General features: G+C 38.2%; 24 protein-coding genes and 1 riboswitch. Of the genes, 10 read left to right on the top strand and 14 right to left on the bottom strand.

Translation table 11 applies throughout. The features are described from left to right. Nucleotides 1-90: 90 nt before the first annotated feature. Nucleotides 91-315 carry a hexameric tyrosine-coordinated heme protein gene (locus V7112_RS09895; RefSeq protein WP_335418449.1) on the bottom strand — a complete coding sequence of 75 codons (225 nt, stop codon included), beginning with the start codon at nucleotides 313-315 and terminating at the stop codon, nucleotides 91-93. A gap of 478 nt (nucleotides 316-793) precedes the next feature. Between V7112_RS09895 and V7112_RS09900 the strand changes: the two genes are divergently transcribed. Continuing rightward, nucleotides 794-1,639, top strand: coding sequence for a formate/nitrite transporter family protein (locus V7112_RS09900; protein ID WP_335418452.1), 846 nt, complete (start codon nucleotides 794-796; stop codon nucleotides 1,637-1,639). Nucleotides 1,640-1,712: 73 nt separating this feature from the next. On the opposite strand, the gene V7112_RS09905 is transcribed toward V7112_RS09900, so the two are convergent. Then, on the bottom strand, nucleotides 1,713-3,182 hold the full coding sequence (locus tag V7112_RS09905) for a multicopper oxidase family protein (protein WP_335418455.1): 1,470 nt from the start codon (nucleotides 3,180-3,182) through the stop codon (nucleotides 1,713-1,715). 282 nt (nucleotides 3,183-3,464) lie between these two features. Here V7112_RS09905 and V7112_RS09910 point away from each other — a divergent pair, with 282 nt between their 5' ends. From V7112_RS09910 to V7112_RS09925, 4 genes are all read left to right on the top strand, one after another. Continuing rightward, nucleotides 3,465-3,893 carry a VOC family protein gene (locus tag V7112_RS09910; RefSeq protein WP_335418458.1) on the top strand — a complete coding sequence of 143 codons (429 nt, stop codon included), beginning with the start codon at nucleotides 3,465-3,467 and terminating at the stop codon, nucleotides 3,891-3,893. A 247-nt stretch (nucleotides 3,894-4,140) separates the two neighbouring features. Continuing rightward, on the top strand, nucleotides 4,141-4,818 hold the full coding sequence (locus V7112_RS09915; RefSeq protein WP_335418461.1) for a hypothetical protein: 678 nt from the start codon (nucleotides 4,141-4,143) through the stop codon (nucleotides 4,816-4,818). Between the two features lie 66 nt (nucleotides 4,819-4,884). Continuing rightward, nucleotides 4,885-6,417, top strand: a complete 1,533-nt coding sequence (locus V7112_RS09920) for a glycine betaine uptake BCCT transporter (RefSeq protein WP_335418463.1) — start codon at nucleotides 4,885-4,887, stop codon at nucleotides 6,415-6,417. A 146-nt stretch (nucleotides 6,418-6,563) separates the two neighbouring features. Then, nucleotides 6,564-7,466 carry an EamA family transporter gene (locus tag V7112_RS09925; protein WP_335418466.1) on the top strand — a complete coding sequence of 301 codons (903 nt, stop codon included), beginning with the start codon at nucleotides 6,564-6,566 and terminating at the stop codon, nucleotides 7,464-7,466. Nucleotides 7,467-7,551: 85 nt separating this feature from the next. Here V7112_RS09925 and V7112_RS09930 read toward each other — a convergent pair whose 3' ends face one another. Further along, complete coding sequence (locus tag V7112_RS09930; protein WP_335418469.1) at nucleotides 7,552-7,893, bottom strand: zinc ribbon domain-containing protein YjdM; 342 nt, start codon at nucleotides 7,891-7,893, stop codon at nucleotides 7,552-7,554. 224 nt (nucleotides 7,894-8,117) lie between these two features. On the opposite strand from V7112_RS09930, the gene V7112_RS09935 reads away from it, so the two are divergent. Continuing rightward, nucleotides 8,118-8,954 (top strand): LysM peptidoglycan-binding domain-containing protein, encoded by an 837-nt coding sequence (locus tag V7112_RS09935; RefSeq protein WP_335418472.1) that lies wholly within the window; start codon nucleotides 8,118-8,120, stop codon nucleotides 8,952-8,954. A 65-nt stretch (nucleotides 8,955-9,019) separates the two neighbouring features. On the opposite strand, the gene V7112_RS09940 is transcribed toward V7112_RS09935, so the two are convergent. The 8 genes from V7112_RS09940 to V7112_RS09975 form a co-directional block, all read right to left on the bottom strand. Next, the gene (locus tag V7112_RS09940; protein ID WP_335418475.1) at nucleotides 9,020-9,562 is read right to left on the bottom strand and encodes a VUT family protein; all 543 of its coding nucleotides are present in this window, start codon (nucleotides 9,560-9,562) and stop codon (nucleotides 9,020-9,022) included. 4 nt (nucleotides 9,563-9,566) lie between these two features. After that, nucleotides 9,567-10,232 carry a 7-cyano-7-deazaguanine synthase QueC gene (queC, locus tag V7112_RS09945; RefSeq protein ID WP_335418479.1) on the bottom strand — a complete coding sequence of 222 codons (666 nt, stop codon included), beginning with the start codon at nucleotides 10,230-10,232 and terminating at the stop codon, nucleotides 9,567-9,569. A 111-nt stretch (nucleotides 10,233-10,343) separates the two neighbouring features. Then, on the bottom strand, nucleotides 10,344-10,844 hold the full coding sequence (queF, locus tag V7112_RS09950) for a preQ(1) synthase (protein WP_335418482.1): 501 nt from the start codon (nucleotides 10,842-10,844) through the stop codon (nucleotides 10,344-10,346). A 122-nt stretch (nucleotides 10,845-10,966) separates the two neighbouring features. Further along, nucleotides 10,967-11,013: riboswitch (PreQ1 riboswitch) on the bottom strand. Nucleotides 11,014-11,093: 80 nt separating this feature from the next. Next, nucleotides 11,094-12,263, bottom strand: a complete 1,170-nt coding sequence (locus V7112_RS09955) for a UxaA family hydrolase (RefSeq protein WP_335418485.1) — start codon at nucleotides 12,261-12,263, stop codon at nucleotides 11,094-11,096. Then, entirely contained in the window at nucleotides 12,256-12,555 is a 300-nt protein-coding gene (locus tag V7112_RS09960) for a UxaA family hydrolase (protein ID WP_335418488.1), read from the bottom strand. The genes V7112_RS09955 and V7112_RS09960 overlap by 8 nt, the downstream gene beginning before the upstream one ends. Nucleotides 12,556-12,682: 127 nt before the next feature. Next, nucleotides 12,683-13,951, bottom strand: coding sequence for a nickel-dependent lactate racemase (gene larA / locus V7112_RS09965; RefSeq protein WP_335418491.1), 1,269 nt, complete (start codon nucleotides 13,949-13,951; stop codon nucleotides 12,683-12,685). An 84-nt stretch (nucleotides 13,952-14,035) separates the two neighbouring features. After that, nucleotides 14,036-15,145 (bottom strand): 2-keto-3-deoxygluconate permease, encoded by a 1,110-nt coding sequence (locus V7112_RS09970; protein ID WP_335418493.1) that lies wholly within the window; start codon nucleotides 15,143-15,145, stop codon nucleotides 14,036-14,038. Continuing rightward, entirely contained in the window at nucleotides 15,123-16,292 is a 1,170-nt protein-coding gene (locus V7112_RS09975; RefSeq protein ID WP_335418543.1) for a glycerate kinase, read from the bottom strand. The genes V7112_RS09970 and V7112_RS09975 overlap by 23 nt, the downstream gene beginning before the upstream one ends. Nucleotides 16,293-16,437: 145 nt before the next feature. On the opposite strand from V7112_RS09975, the gene V7112_RS09980 reads away from it, so the two are divergent. Further along, the gene (locus V7112_RS09980) at nucleotides 16,438-17,580 is read left to right on the top strand and encodes a CdaR family transcriptional regulator (RefSeq protein WP_335418496.1); all 1,143 of its coding nucleotides are present in this window, start codon (nucleotides 16,438-16,440) and stop codon (nucleotides 17,578-17,580) included. A gap of 80 nt (nucleotides 17,581-17,660) precedes the next feature. Here V7112_RS09980 and V7112_RS09985 read toward each other — a convergent pair whose 3' ends face one another. The 3 genes from V7112_RS09985 to V7112_RS09995 all read right to left on the bottom strand — a co-directional run bounded on the left by V7112_RS09985 (nucleotide 17,661) and on the right by V7112_RS09995 (nucleotide 20,132). Then, on the bottom strand, nucleotides 17,661-18,464 hold the full coding sequence (locus tag V7112_RS09985; RefSeq protein WP_335418499.1) for a fumarylacetoacetate hydrolase family protein: 804 nt from the start codon (nucleotides 18,462-18,464) through the stop codon (nucleotides 17,661-17,663). 322 nt (nucleotides 18,465-18,786) lie between these two features. Then, complete coding sequence (locus tag V7112_RS09990; RefSeq protein WP_335418502.1) at nucleotides 18,787-19,497, bottom strand: DUF421 domain-containing protein; 711 nt, start codon at nucleotides 19,495-19,497, stop codon at nucleotides 18,787-18,789. Between the two features lie 140 nt (nucleotides 19,498-19,637). Beyond that, nucleotides 19,638-20,132: an LURP-one-related/scramblase family protein gene (locus V7112_RS09995; protein WP_335418505.1), complete on the bottom strand. Its 495-nt coding sequence runs from the start codon at nucleotides 20,130-20,132 to the stop codon at nucleotides 19,638-19,640. A gap of 292 nt (nucleotides 20,133-20,424) precedes the next feature. Between V7112_RS09995 and V7112_RS10000 the strand changes: the two genes are divergently transcribed. The 3 genes from V7112_RS10000 to V7112_RS10010 all read left to right on the top strand — a co-directional run bounded on the left by V7112_RS10000 (nucleotide 20,425) and on the right by V7112_RS10010 (nucleotide 23,462). Further along, nucleotides 20,425-21,138: an AzlC family ABC transporter permease gene (locus tag V7112_RS10000; protein WP_335418508.1), complete on the top strand. Its 714-nt coding sequence runs from the start codon at nucleotides 20,425-20,427 to the stop codon at nucleotides 21,136-21,138. After that, nucleotides 21,131-21,436, top strand: coding sequence for an AzlD domain-containing protein (locus V7112_RS10005; RefSeq protein ID WP_335418511.1), 306 nt, complete (start codon nucleotides 21,131-21,133; stop codon nucleotides 21,434-21,436). Before V7112_RS10000 ends, V7112_RS10005 begins: the two co-directional genes overlap by 8 nt. A 250-nt stretch (nucleotides 21,437-21,686) precedes the next feature. Further along, on the top strand, nucleotides 21,687-23,462 hold the full coding sequence (locus V7112_RS10010; protein ID WP_335418514.1) for a PhoX family protein: 1,776 nt from the start codon (nucleotides 21,687-21,689) through the stop codon (nucleotides 23,460-23,462). The last annotated feature ends 138 nt before the right edge of the window (nucleotides 23,463-23,600 follow it).

The following is a 23,600-nucleotide window of genomic DNA, read 5'->3' on the forward strand; positions in this document are numbered from 1 at the left end:
CCTTTCGTCTGTTAATCCACTTTAAATAATAGTAGGCCAAAAGAATGATTCTTACAAAATTATACAGTATTTTCCTTTAGATTGTTGTTATTATTTCCAATAGTTATTAGCAGCAGCGATTGTTTGAAAATGAATGGCAATTACCTGTGATGCCAAAGTTAGACTATCTGGATTTTTTGCATACTTAGGTCGCAACTTTTTCCTAATTTCTTCTGAGGGTTGCGTATATCCTACACCCTTCCTTGCTAACATAATGGCCAATTCAAAGCCCTCTTGAGGTGTTCTTGTCTTCAAGCTTGTAAGCCAATCATTCATAATGGTATCCCCCTTTTAGCTTCTTATCTAAATCTATAAGGGGGACACCGGGAACATTCGTAAATTTTATTAATCTCTAGCTACTAATTCCCGCATCCAGGTCCAAGTGGGTCAGCACTTATCGGCTGGGGAATGGGTTAAGTAGCCAGGCTAATAAATAGGCGGAGAAATTTCGCCTAAGTCGTAATTATTATAAAAAGGAGCAAAAATAGACGGAGAGATTCCGCCTATTGTCTCGAAAAATTCGAACTTGGGGGATTTTGTGTTGCTTAGTCGGAAAACCTCCCCTTATTTACCCCGAAACTAGCAACATTTTGAATATAAATGGAAAATCTCCTTTTATATTACTTTTGCTGGATTCCTATATCCACAGTGCAAATAGTTAAATGTTAATATTTGTTAAATTGTTCTTGTTAAGGAAATTCTAGCTCATTACAATATAGAGAGTGTGACTATTCAAATGAAATGAGGACTAGACTTGGACTATATAAAACCAACAAAGTTAGTAGAAGATGTTGCAATTGCTGGTGTTTACAAATCGAACTTGAAACCAAGTGATATTTTAATAAAAGGGATACTCTCAGGAGCCTTTTTGGGATTTGCAACTACATTCGCCTATACAGCTACGATTGAAACAAACCTAAGTATTGTAGGTGCTTTTATCTTTCCCGCTGGGTTCGTACTCATATTGTTATTAGGTCTCGAGCTGGTGACCGGTAATTTCGCCATGCTGCCGCTTGCTAGAATAAGAGGCCTAACTTCTAGCACAAAAGTTATCAATAATTTCTTTTGGGCCTTTCTTGGAAACCTTCTAGGAAGCCTTTTGTACGGTATTTTATTTTATATAGTGACAACAAAATTGGGGCATGTCACCCAAGGAGACATGCTTGACAAAATTATTTCGGTGGCAGAGGGAAAAACTCTCGCCTATAAAAGCCTTGGTGGAGAAGGAATAATTGTTGTATTAACAAAGGCCATATTATGTAATTGGATGGTCACTTTGGGTGCTTTTATGGCATTCGTTTCAAGTTCAACGATTGGAAAAATTGCGGCCATGTGGCTGCCAGTGTTTATGTTTTTCGCCCTTGGCTTTGAACACGCCGTCGTCAATATGTTTGTTATTCCCACAGCCATTTTTATGGGGGCTAATATTAGCTTAAGTGATTGGTGGCTGTGGAATCAAATTCCTGTTACAATTGGTAATTTTATTGGTGGCTTTATTTTTACAGCATTGGCACTACATTTTGTAAATAAGAAAAAGGTAACAAAAACTGAAAATGTCATCATCCACTACCCTTCTGCCCTTAAGGATAAAGAAATTTAATACATGTTATACACTAAAAAAGGTAAGAACATTTTCAAGTGAATGTTCTTACCTCTTTGTATGGGATTACCTATTAATGATGATCATGTCCATTTCCCTTTTTAGGTAATGTGGTTGGCACCTGTGATTCTGTACCTGGTTCGACTAGTAGGAATTGGCCCATCATGCCGTCGTCTTCATGACGCAATAAATGGCAGTGATACATATACGGGACATTTGGATCTGGGTAGTCTCCGAACTCTACAACAATCCTCACCTTTGATCCATTTGGAATAAACACCGTGTCCTTTCTACCTCTCTCATACTCTGCTGGTTCCTTATCATTAATGTCCAAGACACGGAAAGCGGCATTATGAATATGGAAATTATGAGACCAACCAAAATTATTAATCTCCCAAATTTCCGTTGTACCGGCTGGAACAACTTCATCAATTCGATTCATATCCATTAATTTGTCATTAATCTTGTTCTCCATTGTTAGCTTGAATTGACGGACCGGCGCATCTGTTGGAACTTCAATTGGTGGGACAGTCGATAATTGCCCCTCTATTGGCGCGACTTGCGTTAATTCAGAAGCTGCCACAATCTTCAACAAATCAAATTCTCCTTTATCAATTCCATTATTTCCGCTAAAACTATGGAGAATCGTTTCCTCGCCTGGCTTGAATTCAACTACAATTTCTGCACGTTCCCCAGGGCTTAACATAAAACGATCCATAGTGACCGGCTCTTGCAGGAGCCCAACATCATTTGCGACAAGCTTAAAAGAACGGCCATCGGTAAAGCCAAAATGATAAGCTCTAGCATTCGACCCATTAAGCAAACGAAATCGAACCTGACTTGATGTCACTTCAAGAAAAGGGTCGTACGTTCCATTCACAAGTATTTCATTACCAAGTGTGCCGAAAACCCCTTCGTTATCCTCTTTCATTTGGCCATCACTCGTAAATAATTTATCCTGTATTATAAGTGGAATATCATCAACACCATACTCAGAAGGAAGTTTGTTAGAATCCTCGTCATCGATAATAAACATGCCTGCAAGTCCTCGATATACATGCTGTCCCGTTTTCCCATGTAAATGAGGGTGGTACCAGGTCGTGGCAGAAGGTTGATCAATTATCCAATGTGGTGTCCATGTATCCCCTGCCTCAATCATTTGGTGTGGACCTCCATCCATCACAGCTGGCAATCTCATCCCGTGCCAATGTAATGTAGATGTCTCCCCTAAGTTATTTGCGACATTAAAAGAAACCTTGTCACCGCGCGAAGCCCTAATGGTTGGACCTAAATAGGTACCGTTAATTCCAAAGGTATCCGCCATTTTCCCTGGCAACAATTCCGTTTTTCCTTTTTCCATTGTTAATGTAAAGTTTTTTGTACCATCAGGCTCTATTGTAGGTTCGACAAGTTCTGGAATTTTTAAGGGTTGTGTAAAGTCTAGTTTTCCTACATTTGTTACCATCTCTTCCTTGCCACAACCTACCAAACTTATCATAAGTAACGCTATTAGCAGTGTGAAAAATCTATTATATGATCTCAATTTTTTCCCTTACTTCCTCTCTTACCCATTTGGTAAACTCCTAGCCATACATTGTTTCTAGTCTATTTTACTATGTTTTTTCTTGGTCAAATTCGAATCTCAATTTTGTCAAAAAGTTGACACATAATATGAAAATAACCCCATTTTCCGTAGTTCATAAACTTGCTTTTAAAAAATCTACTTCACCTCTAGATTTCCATAAATTTAGAAATGAAATGGTTATGATTTACATAATCGGATAAAATGGTATTTGTACATAATCCATTTTAGAGGAGTGAAATGATGTCTGTAGATATTTATCTTGTTTTTAATGGCAACTGCCGAGAAGCCGTCGAATTTTACGCAAAGGTGTTTAAATGTGAATCACCCCAGATTATGACTTTTGCTCAATCCCCGCAAAGTCCAGAATACCAGCTTCCAGAAGAAGCAAAAGACTTGGTCTTGCACGCCCGTCTTAACATCGATGGAAGTAATATCATGTTTTCAGACAACTTCCCTGGTCAGCCTTTTGTTGAAGGCAACAACGTTACACTTGCGTTAATTAGTAAAAATATGGATGATTTAAAATCTTGGTATGAACAATTAAAGGATGGCGGAACTGTTGAAATGGAACTACAAGAAACATTCTGGAGCAAACTCTACGGTCAAGTAACAGATAAATTCGGAATCCATTGGCAAATAAACTATGATAATGGTGAAATGGCCATGTAATAAAAAGAGATACAGGGAACTTTTCTAATGAAAAGGCTGTATCTTTTTTATTTGCCATTCCGTTCACCTGATGAATGTAAAAAACCCCAACTGCAACTTTCCACATTTTAAACTTTCCAATTCTTACATTGTTTCACCTAAAAAAAGACATGCTAATGAGGGATAAAGTGAAAAGCCTTCTACTACATTTAAATTTCTCTACTGATTTCGCAGCTTTAAAAACCTATGGTTGAAGGGAGTTTTATTGGTGAAATTGTTTCAGGTTAGAAAAGGACAATTTGTCTATTACAATAACGAGTTACATAAGGTTTATGGGGTAAAACCAATGTATAAGCAATCTGTTCATCTTATAAAGCTAAGAGATTTATCTCAGCATTTAACCAGTGCGGCGCAAGTGGAAAGATATAAACCAAAGGAATTTGACAGCTTTATTTTTAATCACAAGGCATATACGCTCCGGCTCGATCAAAATGCTGAAGAAGGCGATTATATATTAATTCACAATCCAAGGCCCGATTCTTTAGACACTTATTCGCTAAATGAAATTGAAATGGCTGAAACGGTAGATAGAAAAGGAATCATTACAAGTAATTCTCACGGAATCAAGCACAATGAGTACATGTTAATGGTGCCTGGCCGTGACAAAGACAGCCATCCAATCGATTTTAAAGACATGGAATCTGCTGATGTTGCAGATTTAGAGGAAGCCCTGCCCCAAAATGTGAATCTTTTAGACAATGCATTGCTACCTGCTTTAGGAGACATCTACCAGAAAAAGGACAGTACCGAATTATTTATAACAATGGTTCTGGCAGTTAAGGCCGAAACTGTTTACCTAGGAGGCGGACTAGAAATATCAGCGTTTGAGTTGATGAACGCCGACAAGTGGGAGTTTCTTTATAATCTTCAGGATCAGAATTCGTAATCTTACCTTTGAAAACATCCTACTTTCACTTAAAAAATATGCATTTTATCTTACTAGGAGGTTCCCATGGCCAGAAAAAGTCAAAACGGATCAAGCGTTTTTATTATTTCATTAATACTTACCCTTATTTTTATTATTTGGGGTGTCTTTTTTACAGAGAATCTCGCTCATGTCACCGATATCATTTATAATGGCTCAATTGATTATCTTGGCTGGGTATATCTTGGTGCAACCTTATTCTTTGTGATTTTCTCCGTCTATTTATTATTTTCAAGATATGGTGATATTCGGCTAGGTAAAAAAACGGATCGACCTGATTTCAACACCGGTTCCTGGCTTGCAATGCTGTTTGGTGCAGGGATGGGTATCGGGATTGTCTATTGGGGTGTTGCCGAACCAGTTACCCATTACACAAATCCACCAGTTGGGGAAGGTTTTACGGTTGAGGCAGCCAATACTGCAATGAAATATACCTTTTTTCATTGGGGCCTTGACCCATGGGCAATCTATACAATTATTGGTTTAGCCCTTGCTTTTTTTCAATATAATAAAAAGCTTCCTGCATCCATTAGTTCTGCGTTCTACCCAATGCTTGGCGATCGAATTTTCGGGCCGATCGGGAAGACAATTGACATACTGTCCATTTTTGCAACAGTTTTTGGGATTGCAACATCCTTAGGACTTGGTGCTATGCAGGTTACGGCCGGAATGCATGATTTATTCGGCGTTCCCAATGCATTATTCGTCCAGATCATTGTGATTGCAGTCGCGACGGTCCTTTTTACAATTTCGATTAATACAGGCTTAGAGAGAGGAATCCAGTATTTATCAAATACAGCGATGATTTTATCTTTTGCAATCATGTTAGTCGTCTTAATTGTGGGGCCGACCATGACTGTTGTAAAAGTATTTTTTAATACAACAGGTCTCTATCTAAGTGACTTTATTCATATGAGTTTAAGGCTAAAGCCCTTTGGTGAAGGGGAATGGATTGCATCGTGGACATTATTTTATTGGGCATGGTGGATAGCCTGGGCTCCATTTGTCGGAATGTTTATTGCCCGCGTTTCAAAAGGACGAACAGTAAGAGAGTTTGTGATTGGCGTGTTGATTTTCCCTACCCTTGGAACATGTCTTTGGATGTCCATATTCGGCGGTTCCGCATTAGATCTTGTTCTAAACACTGGAAATCGAGACCTTGCAACCCATATTACCGAAAACGTCTCATTGTCTATTTTTACATTCTTTGATTACCTTCCATTAAGTTCTTTGTTAAGTATTCTGGGGTTTGCCGTCGTAGCGATTTATTATATAACAGTTGCCGACACCGCTACCTTTGTATTAGGCATGCTGAGTGAAGGTGGAACATTAAATCCTTCGAATAAAATTAAAGTAACCTGGGGCGTCATCCAATCAGCTTTAGCCGCTGTACTTCTTTTAGCTGGAGGATTGGAAGTATTGCAAACAGCCTCCATCGCAGCTGCTCTTCCTTTTGCGATTATCTTAATCATCATGTGCTTCTCACTATTAAAAGGATTAAAAAGTGAGGTTGAAGTACAAAGAGGCAATAAAAATATCACTCGCTCTATAAAGAATTAAAATCATTGAGAATCTCCTTGATAATTGGTCAAGGAGATTTTTCATTTCCAAAAAGAACCTCCCTTTTAAAGGAGTGAAAAAGACCAGCCAATCCTGTTGTCATGCTATAATAGTTTAGTAGTTTTTGAGCAACTGGAGGTTTCATAATGAAAATAAATAAGGGCATCTTATTTGTATTAGTAGGTGCTGGATGTTTTGGGTTTACACCGATTTTTGCTAAATTGGGGTTTAGCTATGGCTATTCACTAGGCCAAATTAATATCGTTCAAATGATTATTTCATCATTTTTATTATGGTCTATTACTTTGATTAAACGCCCGAGCTTCAAAGGGCTAAATAAGAGAAATGTTCCACAAATAATGATAACCGGTTGTTTTATCGGATTAACTAGTATTTTTTATTATGGATCGATGCAATTTTTACCGGCTTCGTTGGCTATTATTTTAATGTTTCAATTCGTTTGGATTGGCATTATTTTAGAATGGATTTTCAGCAAAATAAAGCCTGCACCTGTCACAATTCTATCGATTGTTTTCATTTTAATCGGGGTCTTTTTTGCATCCAATATAGTAAATGGTGATATTCAGGGACTGCCTTTTAAAGGTTTCCTATTTGGTATTCTTTCTGCATTCACATATGCTGGTTTTATTTTTTTCAGCGGAAAGGTTGCTGTAGATGTAGATCCTTTAGCTAGGACTTCTTTAATGGCAACTGGATCAACCATTTTAATACTTATCCTATTCATGCGTGACATTCCATCTGTACTTCCAATGGAGGCAAACCTTTTAACGACTGCTGCTGGTGTTTCGCTATTTGGAGCAGTCCTTCCTCCACTCTTTTTTGCAGTGGGTGCACCATTGGTTTCAGGGGGAGTCGCCAATATCTTAACATCCATTGAATTACCGGTTGCCATCCTATCAGCTAGCCTTATTTTGTCAGAAACGGTTACGGGGCTACAGTGGGTAGGCACAGCTATTATATTAGTAGCAATTGCGATAAATGAACTTGGTAGTAGACTTTATCGAGCTAGAAGGCATGTTGAGGGGTAGCGTTTTTTGTAGAAATTCCTCAGTAAGTAGAAAAGCGTCAAAGACATTGATCTAGTCTTTGACGCTTTTTACATAAGAACCTTATTTATAGCTTTTTAACAAATTCTGATTTTAATTTCATTGCCCCAAAACCATCAATTTTACAATCAATGTTATGGTCTCCTTCTACTAAACGTATACCTTTTACTTTCGTACCTTGCTTTAGTGTGGATGAACTTCCTTTTACTTTAAGGTCTTTGATAACTGTTACAGTATCCCCATCACTTAATACATTTCCATTTGCATCCTTGATTATCTTATCATCTTCGTTATTCTCTACTTCTAACCCTAATGCCCACTCATGTGCACATATTGGGCAAACCAATAGCGTTCCATCCTCATAGGTGAATTCAGAATTACATTTTGGACAATTTGGTAGATTACTCATATATTTATATTCCTCCATTAATATTTTACTATCATCCACTACATCTTAGCATACTTTATCTCTCACTTGGCTAGGTACATCCCTTTTTGGCAGCTACCAGAAATGCTTTTGCAATATAATTGCCATAGATGTAACCAATTTAAAACCTCCCTGTTCTTTTTCTACGGTAAATCTATGTTACGATTATTGAAAATTAGCAACCAAAGAACATGGAGGGTAAAAGAATGCTTAAAAAAATGGTAGGGATTTTGGCAGGTACTGTACTCTCAGTATCAGTAAGTGCTAATGTACAAGCATCAACGATTACAGTACAAAAAGGTGATACCCTTTGGGATTTATCACGAGCAAATAATTCATCAGTACAAAACATCAAGATGTTAAATCATCTTACGACAGACCTAATTCACCCTGGAGATGAACTTACAATTGCACCTGAAAAACAATATACAGTTGAGCAAGGTGACACATTATGGGACATAGCAAGAGAACATCAAGTCACAGTTTCTCAACTTCAAGAGTGGAACCAAATACATACTGACCCTGACCTGATCCATCCTGGGTTAAATCTATTAATCTTTGAAGGCGTAAAAGCTACAGCGGCTGTTACTGTGGAAACACCGGCACAGTCTGTTGCAGCAGCACCAAAAGAAACTACAAATGCAGCACCAGTTGTTGAAACACAAAAGGAAACGGTAGCTACAGCACCGGCAACTAAAGCAACAAATACTAATACTGCTGCAGTGCCAGCTACTGAAACAAGTAATACAGGTTCAAAGGTAATTGTTGTAGAAGCTACAGCCTACACTGCTACATGTGAAGGTTGCTCAGGCATTACATCAACTGGAATTAATCTATTAGAAAACCCAAATGCAAAGGTTATCTCTGTTGACCCATCTGTTATCCCTCTTGGCAGTAAAGTCCATGTAGAAGGCTATGGAGAAGCAATTGCTGGAGACACTGGTGGAGCCATCAAAGGAAATAAAATTGATGTCTTTATTCCGTCTAAACAAGAAGCCATCAATTTCGGTCGAAAACAAGTGAAGGTCACTGTTTTAGACTGATTTAGAATGTTTTTCTTATTAAAAATCAGAAGAAGCCACATTAAATGTGGCTTCTTCATGGATTTTTAGTTAATTGTTTCTACGTTATCCAAACCATTCAATCGAACTTTGTTCAAAATTAGAGCGCCAATCATTTGAATGATTGTCTTAACAATAATTTGCCCTAAAATAGCAGCTGGTACGGCTTCCCATGGCAGAATATTAGCTCCTAGTGGGCTTAAGCCAACAATTACAAAAATAACAGAGTCGAGAAATCCTCCAACAATTCCGCTATAGAATACGCGCCAAGCGAGTGGCAGTTTCAATCTAGAATAAATTTCGGTATCAGCTGATTCAGAAACAACAAATGAAATGGCCGATGCCACCACAATTAATAATGTATCCCCAAGCATGAATGAAACCAATGCTGATAAGATTAAAGCTATAAAAATAAATAGATATGTTTTTGCTCTACCATATTTATTTTGCACCAAGTCCCGGAGAATAAAAGTCGCTCCAACCAATAACGTACCCATTGGAATGATAAAAATTCCAAACACCAATGGCGCAAAAGCTGCAGTAACCACATTCGCGGTAACAATCGATAATAAGTAAAATAGTATTCTCATGATATTACTCCTCTAAGTTGGATTTCCCTAAGTAAAATTCATCTAACCCTTTTTTTCGCAGTTTACACGCCGGGCATTCACCACAGCCATCTGCAATTATACCGTTATAGCAGGTTAACGTTCGTTCGCGGACAAATTCCAGTGCCCCAAGCTGATCGGCAAGCTCCCATGTTTGTGCCTTATTCAGCCACATCAACGGGGTTTCAATCACAAAGGAATCATCCATCGATAAATTTAACGTTACATTCAACGATTTCATAAAAATATCTCGGCAATCAGGATACCCGCTAAAGTCTGTTTCACTAACTCCTGTCACGATATGCTTTGCCCCAACTTGACGCGCTAAAACCCCGGCAAATGAAAGAAAAAGCAGATTTCGACCAGGCACAAAAGTCGAAGGCAACTCTCCATTTTCTCCCTCTTCTATCTTTATGTCTTGTCGTGTCAATGCATTCGGAGCAAGCTGATTCAAAAGGGACATATCAAGAATATGATGTTTGACACCAAGTTCTGCTGCAATATCCTTCGCACATTCGATTTCAAGACTGTGCTTTTGACCATAATCAAAAGTCACTGCTTCCACCTCTTCAAAACGTTCCTTTGCCCAGAACAGACATGTTGTACTGTCCTGACCCCCACTAAATACAACGATTGCTTTTTCCCGATTCATAGTCAAAACCACCTTCTAACAAAAAAACAGCACTCTAAGAAAAAGTGCTGTCTCGTCTTTTCTTAGTTTTTTTAAGAGGGTAGCTAAAAACCTCTTTCTTAATTAACTTTTTTATCGATTATCTATTTTTTCCGGATTTAAATCATGGTTCATTAAACGATAATTCGCCATTTCATCATATTTCGTTCCTGGCTTTCCATAGTTACACCATGGATCAATCGAGATACCACCACGTGGAGTAAATTTCCCCCAAACCTCGATATATCTCGGATCAAGTAAGTTAATTAAATCGTTCATAATGATATTGACACAATCCTCATGGAAATCACCATGATTTCTAAAACTGAATAAATATAGCTTTAATGATTTACTCTCAACAAGTTTTTTATCAGGAATATATGAAATATATATTGTCGCAAAGTCAGGTTGATGTGTAAGTGGGCATAGACTAGTAAACTCTGGGCAATTAAATTTTACAAAGTAATCACGATTTGAATGAAGATTATCGACTGCCTCGAGTACCTCTGGTGCATATTCAAATGAATATTGAGTATTTTGATTACCTAATAGTGTTAAATCCTTTAAACCTTCTTCATGGCTTCGGCCAGACATAAAAAAACCTCCTTGTAAATGTTTCCCAACACTTATCAAGAGAGGTTCAGCCAATCATTCTATAGAATACGTATGAAAAAACAGAAAAAGCCACATCCGATTATGGACATGGCATTTGTCATGTTTCCATAGTTTTTTATAGAGGGTATCAGCTATGAACCTCTCCCATATTTACCTGGGCATTCTTTACCTCAATACAATATATAATATCTGGGTAAGAACGTCAAATGGAAATTTTTGATGAGTATGTTAAAAAGTTGGTCCAATCCTCCATATACCAAAATCATTTTGCTTCAAAATTTCAGATTTTGTAAGTTTACCAGATGAGACAGATTTAATTTCCTCAAAGATAGACTGTCCAACTGATTGTACAGTTTCATTTCCATCAATGATAGTTCCTGCGTTCAAATCCATATTATCTCTCATACTATTAAACATAGGTGTATTAGTTGAAATCTTAATTACAGGTGCAATTGGTGATCCCGTAGGCGTACCACGGCCAGTTGTAAATAGGACTACCTGTGCACCTCCAGCCACCATTCCAGTAAGTTGTTCAATATCCTGCCCTGGAGTATCCATCCAGACAAGCCCTTTTTTGGTTGGAATGTCTGCATAGTCAATCAGTTCTTGAAGAGGGCTAGTGCCAGACTTTGTAGCCGCTCCAAGTGATTTTTCCTCAAGCGAACTTAATCCTCCCGCTATGTTCCCTGGTGTAGGATTCCCTGTGCGAATATCGATACCCATCATTAGTGCTCGACCTTCAGCTTGCTTAATCTTTTCATATACCCTATCAACAGTACGGTCATCAACTGCACGGTTTGCAAGCAAGTGCTCTGCGCCAATTAATTCTGTCGTTTCTGCAAGGATTGCAGTTCCACCCTCTTTTACAATTAAGTCACTTACATAGCCAACTGCAGGGTTTGCAGACAGACCAGAGCATGCATCCGAACCACCGCATTCTGTTCCCACAATTAACTCACTTACATGGCAAGGCTCTCTCATTATTGCGGAAGCATCCTGAACCATTTTAGCGGCAATCTTAGCTGCGTTCGCGATTGTTTGTAAAGTCCCGCCATTCTCTTGAATAGAAACTGTCTCAACTGGTTTACCACTTTTTGCAATCTCTTCCGCCACACTTCTGGCTTGATGTGTTTCACAGCCTAATCCGAGTACGACTACGCCATACACGTTTGGATTAAGTCCTACACCTACATACGTTCGGAAGGTTTGGTCATAATCCACCCCTACCTGCGTGCAACCATGCTGGTGAATAAAACTAACAGTCCCATGCACAAGTTGGGTAATTTGGTATGCAGCCTGTGTCGCACAAGTGATGGTAGGAAGAATCAATACGTGATTACGAACTCCCACTTTTCCATCCGGACGTCTATATCCCATAAAATATTGTTGGTTATCCATTTATATCCCCCCTACCACGTGTTCCCTCAAGATTATGAACATGGACATGTTCTCCTATAGCAATATCACAAGAAGCAACACCGATGATCTCACCGTACTTATAAATCTTTTCACCCTTTTTAATCGAAGCAACGGCAAATTTATGTCCAAAGGGAATTGATTGTAAAAGCTTTACACCCAATTCCTTATCTCCATACGAAGCAGTAACAAATGATTCTACCTCTAAATCAGCCAAAACAGTTGCAACATTATCATTCTCATTCATTAATACAGCCGAAAAACTTTGGGACATGACTCGGTCCTCCTCTAGTTAGAAAGGTGTAAATAGACTCCATTGTAGAAGAACTATATACTCCTATAACAATACCAGTTTTAAAAGAAAATTTAAATGATTTAGAATGGACAGATTAAAGGAGACATTAGTCCTCTGAATCGACATAAGGAATGGTTAGTGGACCTAATGGTAGTACTGCAACTGACATATCTTTACCATACTTTTCTTTAAGCTGCTCTATTAATTCTTCAATATTTTGGGTCGGCTTCAACATCGCCTGTGTCACTTGTTCATCTGTAAGCAGAGAATATACATAAACATCAGCCCATACTTGGATGACAGCCTGCTTTTGCACTTGCCACTGGTCAAAAGTTTTAAATTCAGGATTATTGATCATGTCTAGGATCTCCTGTGGGGATTTGGCCATTTTTAATATGTCGGCATAATTCCCATGGCTTGGAAGTCCATCTGAGCATTCTGAAGCAATAATAATCGTTCCACCCTTTTTCACAATTTTATGAGCCGCACTCATTCCTTTTACTGCTTGATACAGATTCTGATCGAGTGGGTAGCCGGAATTGGATGCTATGACTACATCAAAACGGTGATCACATTTCGTCATTGCATGCTCTTTTGCATAAGCACAGCCTTTGTCGTGCGCGGCAATTAATTCTCCAGCAAATACATTTGTAATCTGCTTTTCACGGTTCAAGGTAACATTCAGCATAAAATGAGGCTTGCACATCATGTTTATTTCCCTTGTCATATCCTGCAAAGGGTTATTCACCATATTTCCCCAAGTTGCTAAAGGATCACCAATCATTCTCGCATTATGAAAAGTCATAATTGTTTCAATCCCTGCAATCCCAGGCATGATTCCTTTGGGTCCACCGGAAAAACCGGCAAAAAAGTGGGGCTCGATAAAACCTGTTACAATTCGAAAATCCGCTTCAACATACTCTTTATTTAAATAAACGTCACAGCCAAATTTACTTTGTCCTACTTTGACAAGCGTTTCCTTATCATGACAATGGTTATTAATGATCCGAATGTTATCAACAACCCATTGCCCTAGCATTTGGACAAACTCTTCCTCTGTTTGATCACGATGTGTTCCGGTTCCATTAATAATCACAAAATTTTCAAGTGGAACATGGCTTAATTCTTTGATTAAAGCCGGAACAAGCTTCTCATTAGGTGTCGGGCGTGTAATATCACTAATTACGATGGCTACCTTATCCGTAGCTTTCACCATTTCCGCTAAAGGAGGTGACCCAATTGGGTTTTGAAGCGCCTCTTTTAAAGCCCCCATTTCATCATCAAGACCCGGGGAATTTCGCGGTTCTAAAATAAGTGCATCATCTGGAACATTAATCGTTAAATTGTCTTTTCCATATAGTAATGTTGTTTGCATTTTCTTCTCCTTTTCGAATCAATGAATTTTTCAATAAATAACCACCCCTAGCCTCTTAGTTGGCCAGGGGTGGAGCTTGTTTTCTTATACTGGTACCCCAGGGTCTTTTGGCGCCACTGGATTTTCCAGTTTCCCATCAATACCTTTACTTCTTTGGTATTTATCCATTAATATAACAGCAATTGGACAAAGAATGGCCGTTGTTAATGTAGATATTGAAATTTGCATCGTCGCTACGTTCGCAATATCCTGATAAGCTTGGGCTTCAGCAGCACTCATCATACCAGAACCAGATGCAACGACTGCAGCCGCAGCAATTGCTGCTGGCGTTCCTACTGCATTACCCGCTGTAGACGCTTCAGCCACTGGAGCAATTTGACTTTTTTCTTTAAACAGCTTGAACACGAGAATACCAGTTAATCCGGTTAATACTACAGTCATAATCCCAAGTAGTAACCCGGCGCCAACAACAGTTGGATTGAAGAATGTCATAAAGTTCATCCCTGCGCCAAGTGCAAATGCAAAGAATGGAACTGGCAGAATTTCTCCAGGAGCCAAAAATTCGCGAATCTCAGGGTCAAGATTTCCGAGAATCATGCCTAAGGCAATCGGTAATAAAACAGCGATAAACGCAATAATTGGGAATTTAGATCCTAATAGCCCTAATGACATTAATGTAAAGAATGGCCCATCATTTAATGATAGGACAGATACTGCACCAACATCTGACCGGTTTCCATATTGACCTGTCAAGGCAGCATACATACCACCATTTCCATTGGTCATTGCTGCAATAATTGCCATTGTCGATAAACCAAGGAAACCATTCATTGGATCAAAAAAGAATCCAAATAACAATCCAACAGCAAGTCCAGTTAAATATTTTGATGTTGTCAGTAATACTCCTTTTTTCAAGGCAACTCCACCGACTCTGAGATTCATCTGGCTACCTGCACAAAAGAGGAATAAAGCAATCAATGTTAAAGCGCCATTTTTAAATAATTGTTCAGAGAATCCACCAATACGTAAAAACTCATAATGACCGTCAGCAGTTGGTGCAACCCCTAAAGATTTTAAAGCATCCATAACTACAGGTATGTGCATTTGATCCACTGTATTAAATAACGCCCCTAGCATCAAAGGTACAACCATCAACCCACCAGGTACTTTTTCAATCGTTTGCTTGATTTTCATTTTCTCTTACCCCCCTATTATTAAAGAAAAAAGTACGGCACACCTGCTCTGCTGTGTTTTCTAATAACTCTTTTGACTCCTGCATCGCAACTTCTAAACTTATTGGGCGATTAATAATGCTAAAGACCCCAATAATTCCGTATTGATATAACGTTTGAATTCTTTCGCCAATAGAACCGGCAATAATGATGGTTGGAATACTCAGCCTCTTTGCTGTTTGTGCCACCCCCATGGGAGTTTTCCCAAATGCAGTTTGAAAATCTACCTGTCCTTCCCCCGTGATTACGAGGTCAGCATTTTTAAGATTTTCTTCGAGCTTTGAATATTGGATAACGACATCTATCCCTCTTTTCATGGTTGAAGGGAAAAATGCTTGAAATGCTCCACCAATACCTCCTGCTGCTCCAGCACCTGGCATATCATGTAAGCGGATACCCGTTAATTGTTCCACTATATTGCCCCAATGGGTAAGATTGTGATCAAGAAGTAGTACCATTTCATCTGTAGCACCTTTTTGTGGTCCAAACACATGTGAGGCTCCTTCATCACCAACGAGTGGATTTTCCACATCAGAAGCAATTAAGAAATGGCTTTCATGAATTCGTTTATCAAAGTTATGCATGAGTACTTCGTGAATTTGGTTTAATGCACCTCCACCAAACCCAATATCATTTCCAGACTTGTCCAGAACTTGCATACCAAGAGCTTGTAGCATACCAACGCCACCATCATTTGTGGCAGATCCGCCTATTGCTAAAACGAAATTCCGATACCCCTCGTCAAGCGCTTTCTTAATTAATTCCCCTGTTCCATATGTTGTTGCCGTCAATGGATTACGCTCAGAGCGACTAATTAAATCCAAGCCAGATGCACTAGCCATTTCAATAATGCATGTTTCGTTATCACCTAGCACCCCGAAAAATGCCTCGACTGGTTTACCTAGGGGACCGGTTACAGTTACTGCAACTTTGTGTCCTTTTGTTGAAGAAACGAGATTTTCCATCGTCCCTTCTCCTCCATCCGCCACAGGTATTAACCTCGTTTCTGCATTCGGAAATGCATTTTTTATTCCCTTCTCAATTGACAAGGCCGCTTCCATTGCTGTTACACTGCCCTTAAAGGAATCAGGAGCAATAATTATCTTTATTTTGTATCCCTCCTACGAAAACGTTTACAACAATCTGTATATTTAATTATAATGTACTTGCTTCAATTCTTCTTTATATATAAAATACAAATAATTACATAAATTCTAATAATTTTTTGTATTCAATAACCAAAAGGAGAATTAGATGATTACGAGGGAAATTGCTGAAATGCTGGTAAAGGAAACTTCGAAGGTCATGAACCTGAATATCAATATAATGGATGAAGAAGGAGTCATCATTGCAACTGGTGATCCCTCTCGTCTGAATTCAATCCATGAAGGGGCCTTAGAAGTTGTTAAAACTGGACAGCTACTTGAAATTACTTCCGACAATCAAAGACAACTTCGTGGAACACAACAAGGAATTAATCTACCTATTCATTTCCATGATGAGGTTGTCGGAGTCATCGGTATTACCGGAGAACCAAGCATAATCGGGGATCGCGGTGGCCTTGTAAAAATGATGGCAGAACTTTTAATTAAGCAAGCTTTTATGGCTTCACAGGCGGAGTGGCGCCAGAGAACGAAAGAAATGATTATCGAAGAGCTTTTAAAAGAAATACCGAACACAATCAATATTGAACGCTGGCAAAGTCTACTTCATAAAAAGCTTACTGGTCCTTTCGTCATTAGCTTAATTGAGATAGTTGATTATTCTTTTTCAAACCACTTGATTATTAAAAATACGGAAGAAGTAATTGGTAAAGGAAAGGTGTTAGCAGGATTTGTTCATGTTAACAAACTGCTGCTGATTTTATCTGAGGTTTCTCATGAAGAAGCAAAAAGGAAGTTATCTAACCTTTTTAAGGAATTTGAAAAAATGAAGGTTCAGGTTCGATTGGCATACTCTTCACTTCTTCAGAATCTTCTGAGCGTTAACCAAGGTTATTACGAATGTGAAATTGCCTTAGCTATTAGTAAATCTAATAATGAGATTATTTCTTATTTAGATATTGAACCGGAGGCACTCATTCACCAAATCAACCCAGAGGTAGCTGAACCATTTTGCAAAAGAATACTACAAGGCGAAGGTGATCTTAACCATTATATAGACACACTTCAAGCATTCTTTGACTCTAATTTTAATATAAAGGAAGCAGCAAAAAAACTTTACATCCATCGCAACACTTTAATTTACCGTCTGAATAAAATCAAAACAGAAAGCGGCTATGATCCCCAAAACTTTAAGGATGCTTTCGCATTACAAATTGCCATTTGGCTACGTAACAGAGCTAGTTCTCTTCCTAAAGTTGGGGGAAAAATAAAACCCGCAAAAAATAATAAATAATTTTCTCTCATGTAAGTCAAAATCCACCCTTTCATTTATCGTTTGGGTGGATTTTTGTATGTCATAGACGGCTTTTCACACTATCTTATGTAATTTCGCAGTTTACCAATGTTCTCAACTTCGACAGATACAACGTCTCCTGAATTCATTGGACAGCTTCCAGATGGTGAACCGGTAGCTATAACATCGCCTGGCTCCAAAGTCATTACCTTCGAAATCCAACTGATTAGGAAAGGAATGGAAAAGGACATCTGATTTGTATTGCCATCCTGTACGACTTTACCGTTTAAAGTCGTAACGATTTGTAAATTAGTTGGATCTAATCCTGTCACAATCCACGGGCCCAGTGGCCCAAATGTGTCAAATCCTTTGCCTCGTGTAAATTGGGGATCCGTTTTGGTCAGATCTCTTGCCGTTACATCATTAAAGATTGTACAGCCAAAAACATAATCCAAAGCTTCTTCTTCCTTAATATTTTTCCCGCGTTTTCCAATAACGAGTGCCACTTCACCCTCCATTTCCACCTGATTCGTTAAACTTGTTGGGGGAAGAATGATTTCACCCTCGTTTGGAATCAAAGAAGATAATGGTTTTAAAAATAAAAAAGGTTCTTTGAGATTAGGCTTCCCACCTGTTTCCTTTGCGTGCTCAGTATATGTCCAACCAAAATTAATTACCTTCTGGGGTTTTACAGGCTCTACTATCTTCATATCTTCAATGTTAACTCTTACACCATCGAATTTTATCTCATTGTTTATAATTTCATTAAAGCTACTAGATAACTGCAAAATTTCCTTATCTTCAACAATCCCGTAATATACTTGACCTGTTTGGTTCTGATAACGAACGATTGTTTGTGTTCGTTGCAATAACTTCATTTTCATACCGTACCTTCCCCTTATATATGAATTATGCTTCCTCTGGATTCACGTCTTAATTTCGTTATTTCAAACACCAAAGACCCCAATAAGTTGTCGTCCCTTTGTTGGTAAATTAATCATAATAAAGATTATTTGTAATGAGAACGTTTCCAAAATAAAGTGATTATCGTAAATTAAATGGTATTTTGTACATATTGTTCACGACAGAAGGCAATTTCGATAAAAGAGGAAGAAAACACGATAATAAAAAGCAGGGAATCTGTTTTGGGTTTCCCTACTTTTGTTCAACTGTTACAGTTGTCAAAAATTCTTTATGGATCATTCATTATTCTTTATCAATCGGGGAGTGAAGATGATCATTTGATGTATCAACATACACATTTCCATTGGCGGAAAGTACTGCATAAACAACATCATTTTTTGTTAAATGGCGTTTCATTAACTCTGATTCTAACCATGATGAGGTTAAATTGTTTTCTTCTAAATTCTTTGACATGATGTCTCCATCCATAATAAGTTCAATTGGTAGTTTCTGTTCCGGCGTCACTGCAATCTTCAAATCCTGTCTTGTTACGTTCCTAAATTGTGGTTTTTTCAGAACGGCTAACGTCCCATTCGTTTCAACAGTTGCAAAGAGAACCTCTTCGATATTAAATACATCCTTTTCCCGTAGTTGCTGATTTAAGTAATCTAATGTATATCGCATCTTTTTCATATTTTCTTCTAATATTTTTCCATTCTCTATCACAATAGTTGGGTCACCAGCAAGAAGTTTTCTTCCTTTCCTTATTTTTAATGATAAAAAGGCTACTAGAAAAAGAATGGCTATATAGATTACAAATGCAATAAGTGTATGATACATCTTAATAGAAGTATTAAATGCCATATTTGCCGCAATTGCTCCTAAAGAAATAGCTGCAACAAAGTCAAATAATGTCATTTTCGATATCGTTTGTTTACCTAATATTCTTGCTCCCCCAAGTAATAGACAGAATGAAATAATTGACCTCAAAATGACTTCAATATAATCTGGCATTTCCCCACCTCAATTTTATCCATTATAAGTCATATCATATCCTTGTTTTTATGAAGTATTTACTATTTTATCGGTTCATAAAAAAAGACAGGTTTCCCCGTCCCAAACACTGCTGCATATTGATTATGTACGTTCCTACTTTACGTCGCTGCTGAGGAGGCAGCAGCTTGGTCAGCCTTCACACAATCAATTGCGACAACAATAGCAATGATGATGGCTTCCATCTCTTCATTCAATATTTGAACCTTGTAGCTATCACCCCATGTGAACCACTCCTTGTTCACCTTACCGATAACTTTGCCATTCTGTAATACCTGAAAATCCATATCCCACCAATTTCCATGTACTTCAATGCCTGCTGCGTCAATCGTATATCGTGCTTTAAAGAAGGAAAACTCCTTCTTAATCGTTAACACTTCTCGACCATTCACCTCAACAAAGAACTTCGGTAACCAGCTAAATACCTTTTTTGTAATAAGCGCAACTTCATCTCTTTTTGTATTCATAATGGAGAAGGTCTTAGGAATTTTCATAAAACTCCCCTCCACGTAATAAACATCTTTCTCCTTTTGATCCTTAACCGTAAACTTACCACTAAGACTGAATACCTTCTGTTTTATATAAAGCTGCTTCATGCGTTAACCTCCTTCATATATAGTTCTATCTAACTTCTTTTTTTGCCGCACATTTGAATTGCTTAATTAATATATTCTACTTGTTTTCTTAGAATACCTTCTTAACCAATCACTTCCAAACGAATGGAATGGTGAAGTATCCATACACGAAGCGCATAAAGAAGAATTGTATAACAATTATAACTATTCATTTTACTAATGCAAATTCATATGCTAGAATCATTTAAATACAAAAAGGACATCGATATTGTCTGACAAAAAGACCCGTTCAAGCATCGTTGGAGGAGAAAAAATGAAAACAAACATAGCAGAATGGAAAAGCGGGCTAAAGAATGGAATTCCCATTGCAATGGGTTATTTTGCGGTTTCATTTACCTTTGGTATTCTTGCTAAGCAAGCTGGGCTAAATCCGTTTGAAGCGGTATTAATGTCCGTAACTAATTTAACATCAGCTGGGCAATTTGCTGGGCTAACGCTTATTGCTAGTGTCGCAACAATTGCCGAAATTGCTATCACACAGCTAATTATCAACTCTAGATATTTTCTAATGTCATTTGCATTATCCCAAAAGATTGATCCAAACACGTCCATTTTCCATCGATTATTAATGGCATATGGGATTACGGATGAGGTATTCGGAGTGTCTGCTGCGGTTCCTGGAAGGTTGAGCCCTTATTACGCGTATGGTGTGATGAGTGCTGCTGTGCCGGGATGGGCACTTGGTACACTGTTTGGGGTTATTTCTGGCAATATTCTGCCACCAAGATTGATTAGTGCCCTTAGTATCGCACTGTTCGGAATGCTGCTCGCTGTCATTATCCCTCCGGCAAAAGAGAATAAAATTCTTACCGGATTGATTGTCATTTCGATGATACTAAGCCTGGTATTTGCTGAGTTACCAACCCTTGAATCCATCTCATCAGGTGTAAAAATAATCATCTTAACGATTTTGATTGCTGGTATCGCAGCGTTTTTCTTTCCTGTAAAGGAGGATACATATGAATAATGCTATTTTTTATATCTTGGTGATGGCCATCGTTACGTATCTCATTCGGGTTCTGCCGCTTACACTCGTTAGAAAAGAAATCAAAAACGTCTATATCCGATCGTTCTTATACTATGTTCCATATGTGACATTGGCAGTGATGGTTTTTCCAGCCATTTTAGACGCAACGGCATCACCATGGTCCGCTCTAGTCGGCTTTATTGTTGCAATCCTTTTTGCATACCGCGGAGCAAGTCTTGTAAGTGTTGCCCTTTTGGCCTGTTTATCAGTTTTTGTAGTCGAACTGTTTTTGTATTGAATAAGAGATTTTACTCAAATAACCATATCACCTCCTACTGATAAGGAGTGTATGATATGGTTTTTTACATTTGCCTAGTCCAATTTAACTACATAAGTTCCTCCATTCAGTAATCTCCTCCAATAGAACCAGGACTAAATAACCAAAATATTTTAAATATTATTAATAATAAATGCATTATCCCTTAACATTTGAATCCTATCATTAAGTTGTACAAATCATCTATCGAAATTTTAGGAGGAAATAGTTAATGAATAAGAAAAAGCTAGTCATCCCTGTTTTAAGTGCCGCCCTTTTATTCCCGACTGCAGCAAATGTATTTGCACAACCAAACAAACCGCTTGAAATTACAAAAGTGGATTTTATTGGTATGGAAGCCCCTAAAACACAAGAGGAAAAGTCAACTATGCACACTCACGCAAAAGCTCTTGTTACATTATCAGATGGGTCCCAAAAAACGGTTGAATTAGACTATCACTCCTTAGCTAAACCAGGTGAAGTTATTAATGGTAAAATTGTTGGAGGTGCCGTAGACGTTCATGGCAATGCTATAACACGTGCAGATGGTAGCCCAATTTTTTCTACTGCACCTGATATGAATTCTCTATTAAGTGTAAACGGAAAGAGTGGAAAATTATATTTAATCAACCATTTTGAAAGCATGCCAAAAAATGAAATCGGGGAAATGCCAAAAGCCGTTTACTTAAATACAGTTGTACAAGATAAGAAAACGGGTGAATTGAAAATTACCGATATTGAACCAGTTGATTTTTCCGCTTATGGTGGAGTATGGACACCTTGTGCGGGCGTCCTTTCTCCTTGGAATACCCATTTAGGCAGTGAAGAATACGAACCGGATGCAAGAGCACATGAAAAAAATCCGGAAAACTCCAAGGTTACCCAATTTGCACGTAACTATTTTCAGGATGCAAAGGCTATAGGAAATCCATACCTTTACGGATACACAACAGAAGTCACAGTATCGCCTAATGGTAAGGCAGAAGCTGTGAAACATTACAGCATGGGTCGATTATCCTTTGAAAATGTAGCGGTTGCTCCAGATAATCGTACAGTTTATTACGGTGACGACGGTGGTTATGTAATGCCATTCATGTATATCGCTGACAAAGCAGGTGATTTATCTGCTGGTACCTTATATGCCGCAAAATTTAACCAGACTAGTGCTGAAAATGGCGGTGCCGGTGAATTTGAATGGATTGAATTAGGACATGCAACAGATGAAGAAATGAAAGATCTAGCCCAAAATTTAACCTTCAGTGACATTTTTGACGCGACAAATGATCCTGTCTATGCAGAGGCAAATGGATTTTCTCATATCAAAACTACTGTTGGCGAAGAATACTTAAAAGTAAAACCAGGTATGGAAAAAGCAGCAGCATTCTTGGAATCTCGTCGCTACGGTGCTATGCTTGGTGCAACATCTGAATTTAATAAAATGGAAACTCTGACGTTCAACAAAGCCGATAACAAAGTTTATATGGCAATGTCCTATATAGAAGGCGGTATGTTAGAAAATCCGAATGATCCCATAGATGATGTCCGCTTGCCAAAATTGAAAGCTGGGACAATTTTTCAAATGAATATAGCAGCTGACCAAAAAGATCGTAATGGCAATGCTATTAATAGTGATTATATTGTTACCGACATGGAAGCAATATTGAACGGTGAAGATCTCCCTGCTCCAGATGCTGATGGAAATACAGCACACCCGGATAAGATGGCGAATCCTGACAATATTGTGTACGATGAAGAATTAAGGACACTGTTTATTGCTGAAGATAGCAATATGCATTCGAATAACTTCGGTTGGGCTTATAATATCGATACGAAAGAACTGGAACGGATTATTTCCGCTCCAGATGGCGGTGAAGTAACTGGGCTACAAGCTATCAATGATTTAAATGGGGAAAATTATCTCATGATTGGTTCCCAGAATCCTGGAAACATCGGTTATATTGATTTGCCGAATGTTGGGGAAAAAATAAAACCTGGCAAAAACAAATAATGTATTCTCTTATAGGTGAAGTAAAATCCACTCATGCAATTGCATGAGTGGATTTTATTATACTTATTTATGTTTCAGTTCTTTCATCTGCAATAGTAAAATAAGAAATAACTAGCCAATCTATCTGCTAACCAGCAT

This window comes from Bacillus sp. JJ1566, from assembly GCF_036962685.1.
GTDB lineage: Bacteria > Bacillota > Bacilli > Bacillales > Bacillaceae_L > Ferdinandcohnia.

What these genes read in the sequence shown, in the direction of transcription:
- V7112_RS09895 (WP_335418449.1), bottom strand. Translation starts at nt 315, where the DNA reads ATGAATGATTGGCTTACAAGCTTGAAGACAAGAACACCTCAAGAGGGC.
- V7112_RS09910 (WP_335418458.1), top strand. Translation starts at nt 3,465, where the DNA reads ATGTCTGTAGATATTTATCTTGTTTTTAATGGCAACTGCCGAGAAGCC.
- V7112_RS09920 (WP_335418463.1), top strand. Translation starts at nt 4,885, where the DNA reads ATGGCCAGAAAAAGTCAAAACGGATCAAGCGTTTTTATTATTTCATTA.
- V7112_RS09925 (WP_335418466.1), top strand. Translation starts at nt 6,564, where the DNA reads ATGAAAATAAATAAGGGCATCTTATTTGTATTAGTAGGTGCTGGATGT.
- V7112_RS09930 (WP_335418469.1), bottom strand. Translation starts at nt 7,893, where the DNA reads ATGAGTAATCTACCAAATTGTCCAAAATGTAATTCTGAATTCACCTAT.
- V7112_RS09935 (WP_335418472.1), top strand. Translation starts at nt 8,118, where the DNA reads ATGCTTAAAAAAATGGTAGGGATTTTGGCAGGTACTGTACTCTCAGTA.
- V7112_RS09940 (WP_335418475.1), bottom strand. Translation starts at nt 9,562, where the DNA reads ATGAGAATACTATTTTACTTATTATCGATTGTTACCGCGAATGTGGTT.
- queC (WP_335418479.1), bottom strand. Translation starts at nt 10,232, where the DNA reads ATGAATCGGGAAAAAGCAATCGTTGTATTTAGTGGGGGTCAGGACAGT.
- queF (WP_335418482.1), bottom strand. Translation starts at nt 10,844, where the DNA reads ATGTCTGGCCGAAGCCATGAAGAAGGTTTAAAGGATTTAACACTATTA.
- V7112_RS09955 (WP_335418485.1), bottom strand. Translation starts at nt 12,263, where the DNA reads ATGGATAACCAACAATATTTTATGGGATATAGACGTCCGGATGGAAAA.
- V7112_RS09960 (WP_335418488.1), bottom strand. Translation starts at nt 12,555, where the DNA reads ATGTCCCAAAGTTTTTCGGCTGTATTAATGAATGAGAATGATAATGTT.
- larA (WP_335418491.1), bottom strand. Translation starts at nt 13,951, where the DNA reads ATGCAAACAACATTACTATATGGAAAAGACAATTTAACGATTAATGTT.
- V7112_RS09970 (WP_335418493.1), bottom strand. Translation starts at nt 15,145, where the DNA reads ATGAAAATCAAGCAAACGATTGAAAAAGTACCTGGTGGGTTGATGGTT.
- V7112_RS09980 (WP_335418496.1), top strand. Translation starts at nt 16,438, where the DNA reads ATGATTACGAGGGAAATTGCTGAAATGCTGGTAAAGGAAACTTCGAAG.
- V7112_RS09985 (WP_335418499.1), bottom strand. Translation starts at nt 18,464, where the DNA reads ATGAAAATGAAGTTATTGCAACGAACACAAACAATCGTTCGTTATCAG.
- V7112_RS09990 (WP_335418502.1), bottom strand. Translation starts at nt 19,497, where the DNA reads ATGCCAGATTATATTGAAGTCATTTTGAGGTCAATTATTTCATTCTGT.
- V7112_RS09995 (WP_335418505.1), bottom strand. Translation starts at nt 20,132, where the DNA reads ATGAAGCAGCTTTATATAAAACAGAAGGTATTCAGTCTTAGTGGTAAG.
- V7112_RS10000 (WP_335418508.1), top strand. Translation starts at nt 20,425, where the DNA reads ATGAAAACAAACATAGCAGAATGGAAAAGCGGGCTAAAGAATGGAATT.
- V7112_RS10005 (WP_335418511.1), top strand. Translation starts at nt 21,131, where the DNA reads ATGAATAATGCTATTTTTTATATCTTGGTGATGGCCATCGTTACGTAT.
- V7112_RS10010 (WP_335418514.1), top strand. Translation starts at nt 21,687, where the DNA reads ATGAATAAGAAAAAGCTAGTCATCCCTGTTTTAAGTGCCGCCCTTTTA.